The sequence below is a fragment of the Streptomyces sp. NPDC006259 genome, assembly GCF_042870975.1.
Classification (GTDB): domain Bacteria; phylum Actinomycetota; class Actinomycetes; order Streptomycetales; family Streptomycetaceae; genus Streptomyces.
Genome location: NZ_JBIAHY010000005.1, coordinates 490,200 through 506,572, shown reverse-complemented (window position 1 = coordinate 506,572; position 16,373 = coordinate 490,200). Strand labels below are relative to the sequence as shown.

Annotated in this window: 15 protein-coding genes and 1 pseudogene; 3 read left to right on the top strand and 13 right to left on the bottom strand. The window is 70.3% G+C overall.

Translation table 11 applies throughout. The annotated features are described in order from the left end of the window. Positions 1-2 precede the first annotated feature (2 nt). The 11 genes from ACFYO5_RS22940 to ACFYO5_RS22890 all read right to left on the bottom strand — a co-directional run bounded on the left by ACFYO5_RS22940 (position 3) and on the right by ACFYO5_RS22890 (position 12,997). Positions 3-1,103: an LLM class flavin-dependent oxidoreductase gene (locus ACFYO5_RS22940; protein ID WP_388711521.1), complete on the bottom strand. Its 1,101-nt coding sequence runs from the start codon at positions 1,101-1,103 to the stop codon at positions 3-5. 192 nt (positions 1,104-1,295) lie between these two features. Next, on the bottom strand, positions 1,296-2,636 hold the full coding sequence (locus tag ACFYO5_RS22935; protein ID WP_388711518.1) for a dihydrolipoamide acetyltransferase family protein: 1,341 nt from the start codon (positions 2,634-2,636) through the stop codon (positions 1,296-1,298). Positions 2,637-2,659: 23 nt separating this feature from the next. Further along, a complete protein-coding gene (locus ACFYO5_RS22930; RefSeq protein WP_356565534.1) occupies positions 2,660-3,664 on the bottom strand; it encodes an alpha-ketoacid dehydrogenase subunit beta in 1,005 nt (334 codons plus the stop codon). Between the two features lies 1 nt (position 3,665). Next, complete coding sequence (gene pdhA, locus ACFYO5_RS22925) at positions 3,666-4,793, bottom strand: pyruvate dehydrogenase (acetyl-transferring) E1 component subunit alpha (RefSeq protein WP_388711515.1); 1,128 nt, start codon at positions 4,791-4,793, stop codon at positions 3,666-3,668. Between the two features lie 155 nt (positions 4,794-4,948). Further along, complete coding sequence (locus ACFYO5_RS22920; protein WP_388712290.1) at positions 4,949-5,770, bottom strand: thioesterase II family protein; 822 nt, start codon at positions 5,768-5,770, stop codon at positions 4,949-4,951. Positions 5,771-5,799: 29 nt separating this feature from the next. Next, on the bottom strand, positions 5,800-6,918 hold the full coding sequence (locus tag ACFYO5_RS22915; RefSeq protein ID WP_388711512.1) for a ParB N-terminal domain-containing protein: 1,119 nt from the start codon (positions 6,916-6,918) through the stop codon (positions 5,800-5,802). A 589-nt stretch (positions 6,919-7,507) separates the two neighbouring features. Continuing rightward, positions 7,508-8,710 (bottom strand): cytochrome P450, encoded by a 1,203-nt coding sequence (locus ACFYO5_RS22910; RefSeq protein WP_388711509.1) that lies wholly within the window; start codon positions 8,708-8,710, stop codon positions 7,508-7,510. A 677-nt stretch (positions 8,711-9,387) separates the two neighbouring features. Continuing rightward, the gene (locus ACFYO5_RS22905; protein WP_388711506.1) at positions 9,388-10,449 is read right to left on the bottom strand and encodes a class I mannose-6-phosphate isomerase; all 1,062 of its coding nucleotides are present in this window, start codon (positions 10,447-10,449) and stop codon (positions 9,388-9,390) included. A 9-nt stretch (positions 10,450-10,458) separates the two neighbouring features. Beyond that, the gene (locus ACFYO5_RS22900) at positions 10,459-11,298 is read right to left on the bottom strand and encodes an SDR family oxidoreductase (protein ID WP_388711504.1); all 840 of its coding nucleotides are present in this window, start codon (positions 11,296-11,298) and stop codon (positions 10,459-10,461) included. 339 nt (positions 11,299-11,637) lie between these two features. Continuing rightward, positions 11,638-12,288 carry a hypothetical protein gene (locus tag ACFYO5_RS22895; protein ID WP_388711501.1) on the bottom strand — a complete coding sequence of 217 codons (651 nt, stop codon included), beginning with the start codon at positions 12,286-12,288 and terminating at the stop codon, positions 11,638-11,640. 139 nt (positions 12,289-12,427) lie between these two features. Beyond that, complete coding sequence (locus ACFYO5_RS22890; protein WP_388711498.1) at positions 12,428-12,997, bottom strand: GNAT family N-acetyltransferase; 570 nt, start codon at positions 12,995-12,997, stop codon at positions 12,428-12,430. A 504-nt stretch (positions 12,998-13,501) separates the two neighbouring features. Between ACFYO5_RS22890 and ACFYO5_RS22885 the strand changes: the two genes are divergently transcribed. The 3 genes from ACFYO5_RS22885 (at position 13,502) to ACFYO5_RS22875 (ending at position 15,467) form a co-directional block, all read left to right on the top strand. After that, positions 13,502-13,810: a hypothetical protein gene (locus tag ACFYO5_RS22885; RefSeq protein ID WP_388711495.1), complete on the top strand. Its 309-nt coding sequence runs from the start codon at positions 13,502-13,504 to the stop codon at positions 13,808-13,810. A gap of 351 nt (positions 13,811-14,161) precedes the next feature. Then, positions 14,162-15,100, top strand: coding sequence for an aldo/keto reductase (locus ACFYO5_RS22880; protein ID WP_388712287.1), 939 nt, complete (start codon positions 14,162-14,164; stop codon positions 15,098-15,100). A gap of 19 nt (positions 15,101-15,119) precedes the next feature. After that, positions 15,120-15,467: a MerR family transcriptional regulator gene (locus ACFYO5_RS22875; protein WP_388711492.1), complete on the top strand. Its 348-nt coding sequence runs from the start codon at positions 15,120-15,122 to the stop codon at positions 15,465-15,467. Positions 15,468-15,546: 79 nt separating this feature from the next. Here the strand turns inward: ACFYO5_RS22875 and ACFYO5_RS22870 are convergent. After that, positions 15,547-15,672, bottom strand: a pseudogene (locus ACFYO5_RS22870) (DUF4287 domain-containing protein); the annotation flags it as partial. Between the two features lie 128 nt (positions 15,673-15,800). Then, entirely contained in the window at positions 15,801-16,373 is a 573-nt protein-coding gene (locus ACFYO5_RS22865; RefSeq protein WP_388711490.1) for a dihydrofolate reductase family protein, read from the bottom strand.

The following is a 16,373-nucleotide window of genomic DNA, read 5'->3' as shown; positions in this document are numbered from 1 at the left end:
CGTCAGCGGCGGGCGAGCCTGGCCACGTGCCGTTCCATCGACTCGTGCGGGCGCTCGAGGGTGCCGGTGAAGTGGGGGGCCACGTAGCGGGCGAGCAGCTGCATGCTGCGGTCGGTCTTCTCCCACGAGCACCAGTCGGGCACGTAGACGAGGAGGTTGCCGAAGCCGCCCGTGCTCTCCTGGAGTCGCTGGATGCCGGCGACGACGTCGTCGACCGAGCCGACGAGGGCGCCGCCCGCCTCGACGCGGGCCTGGAGCTCCTGGTCGCGGCTGTGTCCCGGGGTGGACACGTCGCGTCCGCCGGCCCGGCCGAAGTAGTCGAACAGCCAGTTGGCGAAGCCGTCCTGAACATCGGCGAAGGCTTCCTCGCGCGTCTCGGCGACATGCACGGGCAGCGCGACGCGCCAGTTCTCCCGCCACATGGTGCGGCCGTGCTCGGCGGCGCTCTCCTCGGCGATCCGCCACTGCTCGGCCAGGCCGATGTTGACCGGGATGCCCGGCTGGGAGAGGGCGAACGACACCATGCTGAGCCCGTACTGGCCGGCCAGCTTGGGAGCGGTGGGCGTGGTACCGCCGCTGGCGATGGCGATCTCCAGACCCTCCCTGCTGTAGCGGGGAAGCTGCAACTTGGCCTCGTTCAGGCCGTACCAGTCCGTCTTGTCGGTCACCGGCTCGTCGCCGTTGACCAGTTCGATGACCGACGGCAACGCCTCGGCGAGCCGGGTCCGCTGGTCGGCCGGCTCCAGGCCGAGCATCTTCGCGTCCGTCGGCACCCCGGGGCCGACCCCCAGGATGTACCGGCCGCGGGAGAGGTGGTCGAGGTGCACGGCGCGGCTGGCGACGTGGAAGGGGTGGTGCCAGGACAGCGGGACCACGCCATGGGCGAGCTTGATCTGACGCGTGCGCTGCGAGGCGGCCGCTATCAGCGTCTCCGGGGAGCCGACGAGCCCCCAACCGAGGGAGTGGTGCTCACCGAACCACGCCTCGTCGAAGTTGAGGTCGTCCAGCAGCTCGACCAGGTCGAGGTTGCGGCGGATCGCGAGGTGCGGGTCCTGCCCTGTGGCGTGCACAGGGGAAAGAAAGACTCCGATACGGCTGTGCACGGCATTCCTCCAGGAGCAAAAGTGGGTGTCACATGGCGTGGCGCGGCTCGGAATCGGGCGGCACGCGGACGAACGCGAAAGGCGATCGAGAAGAAAAGAAAGTCGGTGGGTCGACCATAACCCGCTGCGACGGATGGCGGAACCTTGTTCAAATCGCCGTCCGTACAGCCGATTCGGGCCGCGGGGAATGGCTCACCGGGTGATGAGCCGTTTGGGGCGCTCCAGTACGGCGGCGATCTCCGTGAGCACCCGGGAACCGAGTTCACCGTCGACCAGGCGATGGTCGAAGGAGATGGCGAGGGTGGTGACCTGACGGGGCACGATCCGGCCCTTGTGGACCCAGGGGCGTTCCCTGATCGCGCCCACGGCGAGGATGGCGGCCTCCCCGGGGTTGAGGATCGGGGTACCGGTGTCCACACCGAACACGCCGATGTTGGTGACCGTGACCGTGCTGCCGGACAGGTCCGCCGGGGCGGTCTTCCCCGCACGCGCCGTGTCGACCAAGTCGTGCAAGCAGCGGGCCAGTTCGGGGAGGGTCCGGGCGTGGGCGTCCCGGATGTGCGGAACGATCAGCCCACGGGGGGTGGCGGCGGCGATGCCCAGGTGGACGTCGTCCTTGAGGACGATCTCCTGCCGGGCCTCGTCCCACGAGGCGTTGACGGCCGGGTGCCTCCTGACCGCGGACAGCAGCGCCTTGGCGACCAGCAGCATGGGGGTGACCCGTAGCCCGGCGAAGTCCGGGTCTCCCCTGAGCCGTCGGACGAGTTTCATGGTGCGGGTGACGTCGACCGTGAGGAACTCCGTCACGTGCGGCGCGGTGAAGGCACTGGCGACCATCGCCTCGGCGACGGCCTTGCGCACGCCCTTGACCGGTATCCGCCGCTCCCCGGCCTGCCGGTCCGGCGGTGCGGGTGCGGGTGCCGCGGGCAGCGCGGGGTGGACGTCCGCGGGCGCCGCGGGCAGGGCCGCGTGCACGTCCGCGCGGGTGATCACCCCGCCCGGTCCGGTCGGTGTCACCCGGGCGAGTTCGACGCCGAGGTCACGAGCGAGTTTGCGGACCGGGGGCTTCGCCGCGGGGGCGGGACCGTCGGCGGGGGGTCCGGGCCGGCGTGGCCGGCCCGCCGCCACCGCGGCCGACTTGCGGGGGCGGCGCTTGGTCGACCCGTTCGCCACGCCGTAGCCCACCAGGACGGCCTGGCGGGGCTCCGGCTGCGGCGCTTCCTCGGCTGCGGGCGGCTCCACCGGCACGGCGGGCGCCGGGCCGGCCTCGCCGCTCGGTGCCGTGTCCACGGTGATGATCACCGCGCCGATGTCGACCGTCGTTCCCTCGCCGGAGTGGATCGCGTGCACCGTACCGTCGTACGGAATGGGCAGTTCGACCACGGCTTTCGCCGTCTCGACCTCGCACACGGTCATTCCGTCGTGCACGGGATCTCCCGAGGAGACGTACCACCGGAGTATTTCCGCTTCGGTCAGCCCCTCTCCGACGTCGGGCATGGAGAATTCACGGAAGCGCTGCATGTTCACCGTCACCGATGTTTTCCGATTCCTCGATATCAGTAGGCCAGGGCTCGCTCGGCGGCATCCAGGATCCGGTCGAGGTCGGGCAGGTATTCGTGTTCCGTGCGCGAAGGCGGATACGGCATGTGATAGCCGCCCACCCGAAGGACCGGGGACTCCAGACGATGGAAGCAGCGCTCGGTGATCCGGGCGGCGATCTCGGCGCCGGCCCCGAAGAAGACGGGCGCCTCGTGCACGACGACCAGCCGGCCGGTCCGGGCCACCGAGGCCTCGATCGTGTCGAAGTCGATGGGTGAGACGGAGCGCAGGTCGACGACCTCCAGGCTGATGCCGTCCTCCTCGCCCGCGGCTGCCGCCTCCAGGCAGGGGCGGAGCGTCGGACCGTAGCCGACGACCGTCACGTCGCGCCCGGGGCGTGCCACCCGTGCCCCGTGCAGGGGTGCCACGGGCGCCGCGGTGTCCACCTCGCCCTTGTCGTAGTAACGGCGTTTGGGCTCCAGGAAGATGACGGGGTCGTCGCAGTCGATGGCCGCCCGCAGCAGGCCGTAGGCATCGCCCGGGGTGGACGGGCTGACCACCCGCAATCCGGCGACGTGGGCGAACAGCGCCTCGGGCGACTCGCTGTGGTGTTCCACCGCGCCGATCCCGCCGCCGTAGGGGATCCGTATCACCACCGGCAGACCGAAGCGGTTGCCGGACCGGGCGCGCATCTTGGCCAGCTGGGTGACGATCTGGTCGTAGGCGGGGAAGACGAAGCCGTCGAACTGGATCTCCACCACGGGTCGGTAGCCGCGCAGGGCCAGACCGATGGCCGTGCCGACGATGCCCGACTCGGCCAGCGGCGTGTCCAGCACCCGGTGCTCGCCGAAGTCCTTCTGAAGGCCGTCGGTGATCCGGAAGACACCGCCCAGCCGGCCGATGTCCTCCCCCATCAACACGACTTTGGGGTCGTCCGCCATCGCGCCGCGGAGGGACTCGTTGATCGCCCGCCCGAGGGTGAGGGTGCGCACCGTGGAGCGGGACTGGTCGAGGATCGTCATCTCAGCTCTCCGTGTTCGCCGCGTCGGCGAAGGTCGACCGGTAGGCGCGGAACTCCGCGCGTTCCTCCGCCACCAGGGAATGGGCGTCCCCGTAGGTCAGGCCGAAGATCTCGTCGAGGTCGGGCTCGGGCATGGCCCGGACGTCCGCCCGGATCTCCGTGGCGAACTGCTCGTTCTCCTCGTCGACCGCGGCGAAGAAGGTGTCGTCGGCCCAGTCGTGGGCGGCAAGGTGGCTGCGGAGCCGGGCGATCGGGTCCTTGCGCGCCCATTCCGCGACCTCGCCGGCGTCCCGGTACCTGGTCGGGTCGTCCGACGTGGTGTGGGCGCCCATGCGGTAGGTGAACGCCTCGATGAGGGTGGGGCCCTGACCCTGCCTGGCGCGGTCGAGCGCGGTGCGGGTCACCGCGAGGCAGGCCAGGACGTCGTTGCCGTCGACTCGTATGCCGGGAAAACCGAAACCGTCCGCCCGCCGGTGAAGCGGTACACGGCTCTGCCGTTCCGTCGGTTCGGATATCGCCCACTGATTGTTCTGGCAGAAGAAGACGACGGGCGCCTGGTATACCGCCGCGAAATTGAAGGCCTCGCTCACGTCGCCCTGGCTCGTGGCACCGTCACCGAAATAGGCGATGACGGCGGCGTTCTCGCCGTCCTGCGCCGCGCCCATGGCATATCCGGTGGCATGCAGAACCTGGGAACCGATGACCAGGGTGTAGAGATGGAATCTCTTCTCCGCCGGGTCCCAGCCGCCGTGGGTGACGCCCCGGAACATACGGAAGATGTCCAGCGGGTCGAGGCCGCGGGAGAGGGCGACCCCGTGGTCGCGGTAGCTCGGGAACACGTGATCCTGGTCGCCGACGGCGTGCCCGGAGCCGATCTGCGCCGCCTCCTGGCCCAACAGGGAGGGCCACAGGCCCAGTTCACCCTGGCGCTGGAGGGTGACGCCCTCGGCGTCCACGCGCCGGGCCCGGGCCATGGCCCGGTACAGGTCCCGCAGTTCGCCGGGGGTCACGTCGATGTCGTAGTCCGGGTGGTGCACACGCTCACCCCCGGGGGTCAGCAGCTGGACCGGTTCCGGTCGCGTGGGCCGGGGGTTCCCGGCCCGTTTCGTTCCCGCATCCTTCGCAGACACTTTCCCCGCCCGTCATCCGGCTGAAATTTCCCGTTTCGCTTTCGTCGCCGCGGTCGCATTCCTCGCGGCAATCGGCCGCTTCGGCAGCCGGGTTGGAACAGTACCGACGTTTCGGCGATCGGAAAACCTTCAATCGAGTGTGCAGCCAGGGAAGTTCAGCAGTTGCACACGGGGCGGAGCGCGGAACGGAGCGCGCGGAAGAAATCCGCCTTTGATTCTCTTGGGAAGAAATGTCCGCCCGGTATTTCGTACACGGTCGTGCCGGCGCTGGAATAGAAGCTCCAGCGTGCGGCGTCCGCCACGGGGACCAGCGGGTCGTCGATGCCGGTGAAGACGTCCACGGGGCAGGCCAGCGGTGACGGCGCATCGCCCTCCCACGCGCCCGCGCACAGCCTGAGATCCTCCCTGAGGCGCGTGAGGATGGAGTCGCCCAGGTCGTCACCGTCGTCGATGAGGGCGGCGAGGGCGGTGGATCTCCCCGACACCGCGACCAGCCAGTCCCTCAACTCGTCGTCGTCGGGCTGCCGGGTGTGGTGGAACCCGTGGAACAGGTGTGGCGCCGCGAACGCCCCGACCATCAGCCGGGCCGGGAGTCGCCGCCCGCTCCCGGCCCGCAGCCGCGTCAACCGGTAGGCGACGAGCGCGCCCATGCTGTGTCCGTAGAACGCGTGCGGTCCCTCGAGGTCGGGGCCGAGATCCTCGGCGAGCGCCTCGACCAGGGACGTCATGTCGTGGTAGCGCGGACTGCGCCCGTCCCGTCCCCGTCCCGGCAGACTCACCGGTACGACCTCCGTCTCCGGGGCCAGTCGCTTCCGCCAGCCGGAGAAGGCCGACGGGCTTCCCCCGGCATGGTGGAAGGTGAACAGCCGCAACGGCCGCGGATCACAACCCGGCGGGTGGGACCGCGCCCGGCCGCCCCGGGTGAGGGCATCGCCCTGCCGCCCCGAAGGCGAGGTGGGCAACCGCGGACCGGGCACCGGTTGCACAGGCGCGGGGCCGACGCCCGTCACGCCTCACTCCGGTCCGACCTGAGTTCGAGGCGGTCGGCGAACTGCGTCAGCGCTTCGGCGGAGGCGCGGGCGAGCCGACTGACCGAGCTGACGGAGTAGTCGGGAACGGCGTCGTCCAAGTCGTTCCACAGGCGGGCGGGCAGAGCCCCCGCGCTGAGCAGGCGCAGCATGAGCCGGCCCTGTTCGGCGTATTTGAGCAACGGATCCTTGCCCAGCGCGGCCAGCAGCCCGGCGGCATCCTCCCGGGAGGCCGCGGGACGCGCGGCGGTCCGCGTCGCCTTTCCCACGACGACACACCGCTGGTGCGCCAACGCGGCGGTGCGCCGCGGCGAACCGCCGGGCGCGGCCGGCTCCTCCACGGTGACCAGCGAGGAGGATCCGTCGGGTGCGGCGCTTCCCGGAGCCGCGGCCGCCAACGACGCGGACGTCGCGACGGCGTGGTTGCGCCCGGCCGAGTTGGGCACCGGATCCTCGCCGCGACCGATCCGAGCGCGGACGTCCCGCACCGTGCCGGGAGAGATGCCGGCCTTCTTGGCGATGTCCCGCAGCGAGGCGTCCGGCAGTTCCCTGACGAGACGGGCCGCGAGAAGCCGGCCGGCGGAACTGTCCACCGGCCTGACCTTGCCGTCGCGTCCCAGGCGTGCCGTCGGTTGCGCGTCCGCGTCCGGCGCGGATCGCCGGATTTCGCCCATGGTCTTCGGCGACAGGCCCGCGAGTTCGGCGATCGCCCGGTCGGACCAGTGCGGGTGGGTCCTGAGGATGCGTGCGGCGGCCGCCAGCCGGTCCTGCATGGACAGCGGCAACCCGTGTGCGGTGTTCTCCCGTACAGCGACGAGGAAGGCGTCGTGCTCGGAGCCTCCGAAGAAGCGGACCTGGATGAACTCCTCGCCCCGCTCCACGGCGGCCCGCAGACGATGCGCGCCGTCCACGACCCGCATCGAGGCCCGGTGGACGGTGATCGGCGGCAACAAGGCCGCGGACTGGGCGAGGAGTTGGACGTGTTCGGCGTTCTCGCCCGCCGTACGGGGAGAATCCGCCGGTAGCAGGGATTTCACCGGAACGCTCTGCACCGGCGAGAGGCGGGTCAGGTCCCCCTCGTGCAGCGCGTCCGCCACGCTTCGTTGTCTTGTACTCAACCGCGCCGATACGGTCCGGTTGCTCATATTTCCATCCCCCATGGATTTTGTATCGGACACGAGGTCCAGAGCGCTGGCGCACGTCTGCGTCGACACGCGGATCCAGCATGAGCACAGTACTTGTTCATACCTCCGGGAGGGTATGTTTTTTACTCACTCGTGAACGTCGGCCCGGGCTCCGCCGTGCTGCCTCCTGCGCCGGAGGGACGGTGCGGCGCCGTTCCAGCCCCCAGGCGTGGGGCTCCGCGCGTGCGCCATGTGCGGCGCAGGCATGGGGCTCCGCGCCTGCGCCGTGTGCGCACGCACCCTCTCGCCCTGCCGATCGAGCGGTACGCCCCGGCCCCCCCCTCGGCGACTTCGGGCAGAGCAACGACCGCGGACACAGTCGCGGGTGCCCCGCTCGGGCGTGCTCGCCATGACCGTGGCGCCAGAAGGGACCGGTACCTGCACGGCGCCCGCACGAGCGTGCTCGCCATGACCGGTGGTGCCGGACGGGACCGGTCCCTGCATGGTTGACGCGCCGAGTCCTCGTACGATTGTCTGCCGCACGTGTCGCGGACGGCCAGCGCTACCAGGCGACCGGCAGTGCCACCGGTCCTCGGATGAGTACGTCCTTCTGCCAGGGAACGTCTCCGGGATCGATGGCCAACCGCAGGTCGGGGAGGCGTGTGATGAGGGTGGTCAGCAGCAGTTCGGCTTCCATGCGGGCCAGCAGCGGTGCCAGGCAATGGTGGGGGCCGTGGCCGAAGGCCAGGTGGGGCGGGCCCTTGCGGTCGATGTCGATCCGGTGCGGTGCGGGGTAGCACCGTTCGTCCCAGTTCGCTGCCACGTACGAGACGTAGACGACCTCGTCACGGCGGATCAGGACACCTCCCACCTCGACGTCCTCGGTGGCGATGCGGGCCTGACCCAGGCCGTGCTTGTGCGGAATCCAGCGCAGCAGTTCCTCCACGGCCGCCGGTACGGCATGCGGATCGGAGTGCAGCCGACTCCTCAGGCTGTCGTCGGTGAGCAGGAGGTACACCATGTTGGAGGTGTGGTTGCGTACCGCGTGCCAGCCGTTGAGCGCCATCAGCGTGGCCATGGCGAGGAGTTCCTCCTCCTCGATCCTGTCGCTGTCGACTGCGGCTCCCAGTTCGCTGATGAGGTCGTCCTGCGGCTGGAGCCGGCGCTCGCGGGCCAGTTCGCGGAAGAAGGCGCGGGCTTCCTCTTTGGCCTGCCGTGCGCGTTCGACCTCCGTTTCGTCCTTCGCCCGGGTCAGGATGGCGTCCGCCCATGCGCACAGCCGTGGCCGGTCGGCTTCCGACACGCCCAGCAGAGTTCCGATGACGTGCATGGGGAAGGGCGAGGTCACGTACTGAACGAGGTCGGCGGGCGGTCCGGCTGCGACCATGGAGGAGATGTGTTCGTCGAGAACGGCTTGGGCGCGGGGACGCAGGGCAGCCATGGCGAAGCGGTTGAAGGCCGAGGAGACCACGGTGCGGATCCGGTTGTGGCCGGGCGGGTCGACGAAGCTGACCGCACGGTCGAGCGGGATGAGGTATCTGTTCATGCTGGGCAGCGGCCGACCGACGATGTCGCGGCTGAACCGTGGATCGGAGGTGACGAACCGGACGGTGTCGTGCCGTGTCGCCAGCCAGCATTCGCCGGGAGCTCCGTGCGGCAGCCGGATCCGGATGACCGGTTCGGCCAGCGCCTCGCGGAGGAAGGGGTCGAATTCGAGGGCAGGCAGGTCTGACACCTCGTACAAGGGGGCGGGTACGTCCTGCATTACTGGCTCCTCGCTGGCTGGTCCTGGCGTAGCGGTGTGAGCTGCTCGATGTCGTGACGGCGGCGCAGCGCGACGATGGCGCTGTGGTCCACGAGGCCGTCGGCGGACAGGATCGTCAGATGCTCCGCGGAACAGCGCTCGTGGTCCGGGGGGTGGGGAGGATCGCAGACCAAGGGGAGGCAGTCGGGGAGTGCTCGGTCATCGGGATTTCCTGAGAACGGTGGCGTTCCGGAAGGGTCACCGGGTGCGGCTCAGCGACCCAGTGCCGTCCCGGCTGTGGTGCCCGGCCCGAACGAACGGGCGCCGGGCAACGCCGAATTGGTCACTCGATGTAGGCATGTCCGCATACTCGCGCCTGCGTGCACCGGTGCTTGAGCGTGTTCCTCCACCACCACCCAGATGGACGTCCCGCAATCCCCTCGCCGGCGGACAGCTGAAGGCAACGAGTACCGCGCGTCCCGAGCCGGAGGCCGCCGGCCGGGCCGCGCTGGTCGCGGCCGGAGCGGGGGCAGGGGCAGGGGCAGGGGCAGGGGCGGTCGACCGGGCCCCGTTCTTTGTGCCGCGGAGGCCATGGGTCCGCGGGCATGGTCGGAACGCATGGTGGACATGGCGGACAGGGCGGGCCGCCATCGACAGCGAAACCATGTCGCGGAGCCAGGCCGGTCTAGCTGCGGGGATCAGGAAAGGCACTCGCCGAGCGCCGAGATGGCGAGCGGGCCGTAGCCGGCGTCCGTCAGCGGTCGGCGGATGTCGTGTTCGAGGTCGGGCAGGTAGCCGACCAGGAGGTCGGCGGGACCGTGGAACCGTGCCTGGCCCAGGGCGGCCGGCAGCACGACGGTTTCGGCCCGGCCGAGTTCCGCCTGCTCATCCCCGCAGGCGAAGCGGACCGGTCCCCCCGCATTGCTCACGACCTGAGCCGTGCCGAAGACCTGGCCGAGCGCCGCGCCGGCCCGTACATGCCAGCGTTCCAGGGCGAAGTAGGGCCCGGCGCACAGGATCACCCGGTCGACACCCTCCTCGACCGGTAGGCGCAGTCCGGGGACGAAGTCGGGCCGTGAGTGGGGTTTCCACTGATCGAGAAGTGCCTCGATGTTGGTGTGCCACTGCTCGTCGTCGAGCGCGGACCCGTCTTCCATCCGGTGACGCATGGCGTGCTCCTGCACATCGGAGGTCTGCTCGATCTCGTAGACGAGCGTGCCGGGTCCGAAACTGTGCAAGGTACCTGCCGGCACGTACAGGGTCTGACCGGCGCGGACCGGCACGCGGCGCATCACGGCGTCGAAGTCCTGCGCCAGCAACGCACGCCGCAGTCCTGCGCGGTCCACTCCGGGCTTCACACCTGCCAGCGCGGTGGCCCCCGGCTCGGCCTCCAGGATGTGCCACGCCTCGGTCTTGCCGTTGGGTTCTCCCTGCCTGCGCGCGCACTCGTCGTCGGCGTGCAGGTGCACCGGCAGAGGGCCGGCTGCATCGATGAACTTCGTCAGCAGCGGAAACCGCGGGCCTCGCCAGTCCCGGCCTACCAGCCCTTGGGGATCTCTCTCGGTCAGCTCACGCAGTGACAGCCCGGCCAGCGGGCCCTCGCGCACCCGGGCGCCTTCGCCGTCGACGTCGCTGACCTCCCAGGTCTCGGCGATCCGGCCCGGCGGCAGCCCGGTGCGCCCCAGCCGGTCGGCGATGGCCCGGCCGCCGAAGACGTGCTGCCTGACGGGGGTGGTCAGCCGCAGTGGATACCAGTCCATCGAACGCCCCTAGAGGACGGGCTGTCCACCGGTGACCGCGATGCGGGCTCCGGATACGTAGCTGCCCTCGTCGGAGGCGAGCAGGACATAGACCGGGGCGACTTCCGCGGGCTGTCCCGGACGGCCCAGCGGCACATCCTGCCCGAAGCTCTCCACCTGCTCCTCCGGCATGGTCGCCGGAATCAGCGGCGTCCAGATCGGGCCGGGGGCCACGCTGTTGATGCGGATGCCCCTGTCCGCGAGCAGTTGCGCCGCGGCGCCCACGAAATTGGCGATCCCCGCCTTGGTGACGTCGTAGGGCAGGAGCTGCGCGGGAGGCATGTCGGAGTTGACGGAGGTGGTGGCGATGACCGACGCCCCGCGCGGCATGTGCGGGACCGCCGCTTTGCACAGGTGGAACAGCGCGCTGAGGTTGACCGCCAGTGTGTGGTCCCACTCGTCGTCGGGGATGTCCTCCAGCGCCTCACGGGTCATCTGGTAGGCGGCATTGGACACCAGCACGTCGATGTGGCCGAAGTCGGCAACCGCCCGGTCCACCACCGCCCGGCAGTGCGCGGGGTCGGCGAGGTCGCCGGGGACCAGGAGTGCCTTGCGCCCCGCCTCCTCGACCCATCGAGCCGTCTCGCGTGCGTCCTCGTGCTCGTCGAGGTAGGAGATCAGGACGTCGGCGCCCTCGCGGGCGAAGGCGATCGCGACGGCGCGGCCGATGCCGCTGTCACCGCCGGTGATCACCGCGGTCTTGCCTGACAGGCGTCCGGATCCGGCGTAGCTCTCCTCACCGTGGTCCGGCCGGGGACGCATCCGTTCGGTGGTTCCGGGCGGCGACTGCTGCTGTGCGGGCTGGCTCACTGTCTCCTCCTACCGGTCGCGTGCGAAGGCGCCCGTTGCGGACGCCACCGTCGCCGGCATCGGCGGCGGGGCCGTACGGCCTCCTGGCCGACTAGCCGTTTTCGGTACTCTCATTCCTGGGTCGGCGTGTCGGCGGCTGATCGCTCGCGGTGACGCTCCTCAAGCATTCCCCGGACTCCGGTGAATGGCCGAGCGGACAGCAGTCACCCGGTGGTCATCAGGTGACACTTCGGCGACAGGAACTCGGTGCGCGGGGCCGAGCAGCCGGGGCGGGCTCGGCCGGCAGCAGCTTCCGGCGGGGCGCCGTGTCCCAGTCCTGCCTGCGCCGCAGGCAGGGCCTCAGGCGGCGAACGGGCCGGTGTGGCCGGGCAACTGCTGCCCCGGACGCAGGAACCGCTGGGCGCCCTGTTCGTCGCGTACCGCGAGGAACCCGGCGTCCGTCAGCCGCTGTGCGATCTTCCCGCGGCGGAACGCGCCCACCTCGAACGCCACGGTGATGAGCAGCGCGACCGCCCCGCCGGAGGCGACCGCTTCGACCGGCGAACTGTCGATGAGCAGGAGGACGGTCAGGACCGCGCAGGCGAGGTAACCCAGCACCTTCTGGGCCCGGTCGGCGACGTACAGGGCCATGACGTCGAAGGTGATGAGGTCCTTCAGCACGGCCACGGAGCCGACCGCTTCGGGGAGCGGCTTCAGCGATCCCTGCCCCAGGCCCGGCACTGTCCCGCCGTTGCCCGCCTGCGGATGGGTGGCGATGGTGGCCGCCTCGCGGACGCGCGCGCCGGGTCGCGGGTCCCGGTACATCCGGACCTGCACGAGCGAGTTCTTGAACCCGGTCCTGTACGCCATGCCGTACGTGTAGCCGTACTGCTCCGCCACGTGCGCCAGGGCGGCCGCCTTCCGCGTGGAGCCCTGGGGGGCGATCTCCACGATGGCCTGCTGACGGGCGATCTGCCGGAGCATCCCCGCTATGTGACGTTCTACGGACATCCTGTTCCCCGCCCCTGGGACCCTGCACCTGGGCCCGACCGGCGCACAGCCTAATACCCCAGCAGTGTTTCGCTGTCCGGCCTGGTCAAGAGGGCGCTTGCGCGGGCTCCGAGATCACGGACAGAAGGCGGCGTCGGCCTCAACTGCCGGACTGGCCGCCCATGTCCGCGGCCAGCGCCGCGTAGATGTACTCGCTGCCCCAGCGATCCCCGTCGAGGTCGTTCTCGACCAGGTGCGCTTCCCGACGCATCCCGAGGCGCTCACAGACCCGCACAGACCCGGTGTTCTCCACATCCAGCCGTGCGTAGAGCCGGTGCACGCCCAGCGTGTCGAAGGCGAACCCGGCCAGCGCCCCGGCCGCCTCGGTCGCATAGCCGTGCCCCTGGTGACGTGGGTCGAGAGTCCAGCCGATCTCGGCCTGGGCGGCGCGGGCATCGGCCAGGGTGAGCGTCACCTCGCCAAGGACGCCGGGTTCATCCCGTCGGCACACAGCGAGCGCCAGCTTGTCCCCGTCGGCGCACCAGACCGAGTGCGCCGCGCGCTCGGCCGCAAGCTGCTCGCTGCGCTCCCGCGTGTGCGCCGGCCGGTACAGGTAGCGCGCCACGCTCGGCAGGCTCTGGTAGGCGTACAGGTCGTCGGCGTCACCGGGAGTGAACAGACGCAGCGACAACCGAGGCGTGGTCATCGGCAGCAGCGAGGCGATGTCCATGCGGACCTCCGGGACGCGGATTTGGATCAAGACGCGGACTGATTTTCGCATCACGGCTGACGGGCAGCCACGCCTTTTCGACAGCAGCGTCCGCCAGCCCACTCCACCACGAGGCGCGGCACTCCAGGAGTCGTCTACTGACTCGCGCTCCCCGCCGCGGCGACCGTCTACCTCAGGCGGGTGCGGAAGCGCGCTCGGACTCACGGGCAACCTCGGCCGCCGGGTCGTACGTGCGTAGGGGCGTGGGCGCAGAACGCGTCGCAGGTCGCGCCCGGGCGCGCTGCGTGCGTGCCCGGCAGGGGGGCCGGGCGGCCCCTTCCTGGTGTGGTCGGACTCTGTCGGCCGGCCAGGACGGCACGGCGAGCGCCGCTCCCGTCAACCCGCCGCATACGGGCCCGGCTCGCATCCCTCCTCCACGGCACGTGCTACTCAGGCACGGTCGACAGCGCACATGAGTACGCGCCCCGATGCTCCACACTGCCGGCCCCTGCTGCAGTGGATCCCATGACGAACGAGACCGAAGCCAACCGCCTTCACAGCACTCACCAGACCTGGTGGAAGGCCCCGCTCATCGCTTCCCTGCTCGGTCTGCCACTGCTCTGGCTGGAGTACGGCGCGGTCCGGTCCCACGGGGCCATGGGGCAGTACGGAGGCTGGATCCATACGCCCCTGGCCCTGTTGGCCCTGGCCTGGGCATTGCCCCACCGTCGGTCTCTGCGGACGCTGCGCGTTGTGGCGGCCTGCGCGGCACTGGTGGTCACGGTGCTTCCGGTGGCGTTCCTGATGGTGGTCATCGTGTTGGTCTCCGCCTGACGTGGAGGGCGGGAGATCCGTCCACGCGCTGTCTCCCCCGTCCCGAGCCCCCATGGGAACGCCGCAGGCCATAGCGAGAGGATGCCCCGGAGGAGCAGGCCCCGGCCGAAGCAGTGAGGTCGCCCTCCTCGCCCTCTACCTCGCTTCGTCAGGTTCGGCGGGACGTCCCGGGACCGCAGCCGCTCCCGCACTCCCGGCACCGTCGCCGGCGCGCCCGTCGTGAGCAGCACCGCGAACCAGTACGCCGAGTACCACCGGATCACCCGGATCGCCCCGGGGGCCCGTTCCCCGGACCGTCCGGCCAACCCCTCTCTTGACCTGGAGCGCGCTCCAGGTACGAGCATGGGCCGCATGAACACCACCGACCCCCAAATCGTCCTCGGAACAATGGACTTCGGCACCCGGGTAGAACCCGACCGGGCCTTCGCGATCCTCGACTCCTTCGTCGCCGGCGGCGGTGGCTGGCTCGACACCGCGAACTGCTATGCCTTCTGGGCCGACCCCAGTGGCGTCGGCGGCGCCAGTGAACGTCTGATCGGCGCCTGGCTCCGGGCCCGCCCGGGCGCGCGCGAAGCGGTACGGATCGCGACGAAGGTCCGGCAGAACCCACTCGTCCCGCACTCGTGGCCGAACAGCGCGGAGGGACTCTCCGCCCGCGCCGTCCACGCCGGTGTGGAGGGGAGCCTGGAACGTCTGGGAGTCGATCACATCGATCTGCTGTGGGCCCACGCCGAGGACCGCACCGTGCCGCTGGAGGAGACGGTCGGCGCCTTCGGCGAGCTGGTCGCGAAAGGGCTGGCCCTGCGGGTCGGGGCGGCGAACCATGCCGCCTGGCGCGTCGAGCGCGCCCGGTCACTGGCGCGGGAGCAGCGCGTTGAGCCGTGGACGGCCCTGCAACTGCGTCACTCACTCGTCCAGCCGCGCCCGCTCACCCCCGTCGCGGAGGCCGGCCACCGCATGCTCACCGCCGAGGACTTGGACCTCGGGCGGTCCGACGGGCTCGCCGTGTGGTCGTACAGCGCACTGATGTGGGGTTCCTACGTGCGCGCGGACAAGCCGCTTCCGCGAACCTATGATCATCCCGGCACCGTCCAGGCGCTCGCGGTCCTGGCCGACGTCGCCGCCGAGCTGTCGGCCACAAGGAACCAGGTCGTCCTGGCGTGGCTGATGCGGCAGGGCATCGATCCCATCGTCGGCGTCAGCAGGGTGGAGCAGATCGAGGAGGCCCTCGCCGCACGACATGTGCGGCTCAGCGACGAGCACCTGACGCGCTTCGACGAAGCGCGGTAGCACCTGCCGAAGGAGCCTCATGACCACCGTCCCCCCGGCAACGGCCGCCGACCGTACGGGTGTCTCCATCGACACGCTGCGCTACTACGAGCGCGAAGGGCTGATCGGCCCGATCCGTCGCTCCGCCGGCGGGCGCAGGGAGTACACCGAGGACGACCTTTTCTGGATCGGCCTGGTCACGTGCTTCCGCGAGGCCGGCCTCGGCATTGCGGACCTACGGGAGTTCGTCGCCATTCTTCGCGCCGAGCACTCTCCGCAGGACCGGGTCGCCTTCCTCCGCGAGCGCCGCGCCACCCTGCAACAGCGGGCGGCAGCGCTCTCCCGGGCCATGGAAGTACTCGACGAGAAGATCGCCTACTACAGCTGAGCACCGGGAACCCTGCACTCAGCTGCCGCCCGTCCACCCCTGCCTCGCCCTCGATCCCGTACCTCTTGGCGCGTCCATGACCGAGTCCGTGCTCGGCCGTCAGCCGGGTGACCAGTTTCCTGTGCTTGGTCAGGGCCGAGGTGTGGACAGGGTCCTTCCACTTCGCGATCCGCCGGCCGCGCTTCCTCTCGATCGACGAAACCAGCCGGCGGGGCCCTTCGTTGGTGCGGTCTTGTGCGATGTCCTGCCTGTCATGTCGTAGTGATCCTCTTGCCCGATTCCGGCGGGTGCCACGTCCGCAGACGTGACGGCAGGGCGAGTGCGGGCGCCCTGTCAGCGGACGACATCGAACACGTTCTTCTGCAGGCCGTTGGCGTACGCCTCATGCTCGACCAGCTTCAGCTTCTGGGTGTCCTTGTCCGTGGCGCTGAACAGACGCTTCCCCGCACCGAGCAGAAGCGGAAAGACGAGCAGGTGGTAACGGTCGATCAGGCCGGCGTCGGAAAGGCTGTGGTTCAGGGCGGCGCTGCCGTGAACGATGATCGGGCCGCCCTCGGTCTCCTTCAGTGCGGCCACCTCGTCGAGCGAGCGCAGGATCTTCGTCTCGCCCCAGTTCGACACCAGGTCGTCCTCGGTGAGGGTGGTGGAGACGACGTACTTCGGCATCACCTTGTAGTCGGCGAAATCCTCCATGTCGGGCCATACCGGGCTGAACGCCTCATAGCTGGCGCGTCCGAGCATCATCGCGGTGGCCTCCTTCTGCTCCCGGCCCTTGATGTCGAACGCCTCGGGAAGGAACTCGACGTCCTTGAAGGTCCACCCGGAGTTCCGGTAACCGGGCTCGCCGCCCGGGGCCTCCACGACGCCGTCGAGGGAGATGAAGGCAGTGCTGATCAAGGTACGCAT

Bases quoted from the DNA above. Each gene is read 5' to 3' on its own strand.
- ACFYO5_RS22895 (WP_388711501.1), bottom strand. From the start codon at position 12,288: ATGTCCGTAGAACGTCACATAGCGGGGATGCTCCGGCAGATCGCCCGT.
- ACFYO5_RS22905 (WP_388711506.1), bottom strand. From the start codon at position 10,449: ATGGACTGGTATCCACTGCGGCTGACCACCCCCGTCAGGCAGCACGTC.
- ACFYO5_RS22930 (WP_356565534.1), bottom strand. From the start codon at position 3,664: ATGACGATCCTCGACCAGTCCCGCTCCACGGTGCGCACCCTCACCCTC.
- ACFYO5_RS22865 (WP_388711490.1), bottom strand. From the start codon at position 16,373: ATGCGTACCTTGATCAGCACTGCCTTCATCTCCCTCGACGGCGTCGTG.
- ACFYO5_RS22890 (WP_388711498.1), bottom strand. From the start codon at position 12,997: ATGGACATCGCCTCGCTGCTGCCGATGACCACGCCTCGGTTGTCGCTG.
- ACFYO5_RS22910 (WP_388711509.1), bottom strand. From the start codon at position 8,710: ATGCAGGACGTACCCGCCCCCTTGTACGAGGTGTCAGACCTGCCTGCC.
- ACFYO5_RS22885 (WP_388711495.1), top strand. From the start codon at position 13,502: ATGACGAACGAGACCGAAGCCAACCGCCTTCACAGCACTCACCAGACC.
- ACFYO5_RS22880 (WP_388712287.1), top strand. From the start codon at position 14,162: ATGAACACCACCGACCCCCAAATCGTCCTCGGAACAATGGACTTCGGC.
- ACFYO5_RS22875 (WP_388711492.1), top strand. From the start codon at position 15,120: ATGACCACCGTCCCCCCGGCAACGGCCGCCGACCGTACGGGTGTCTCC.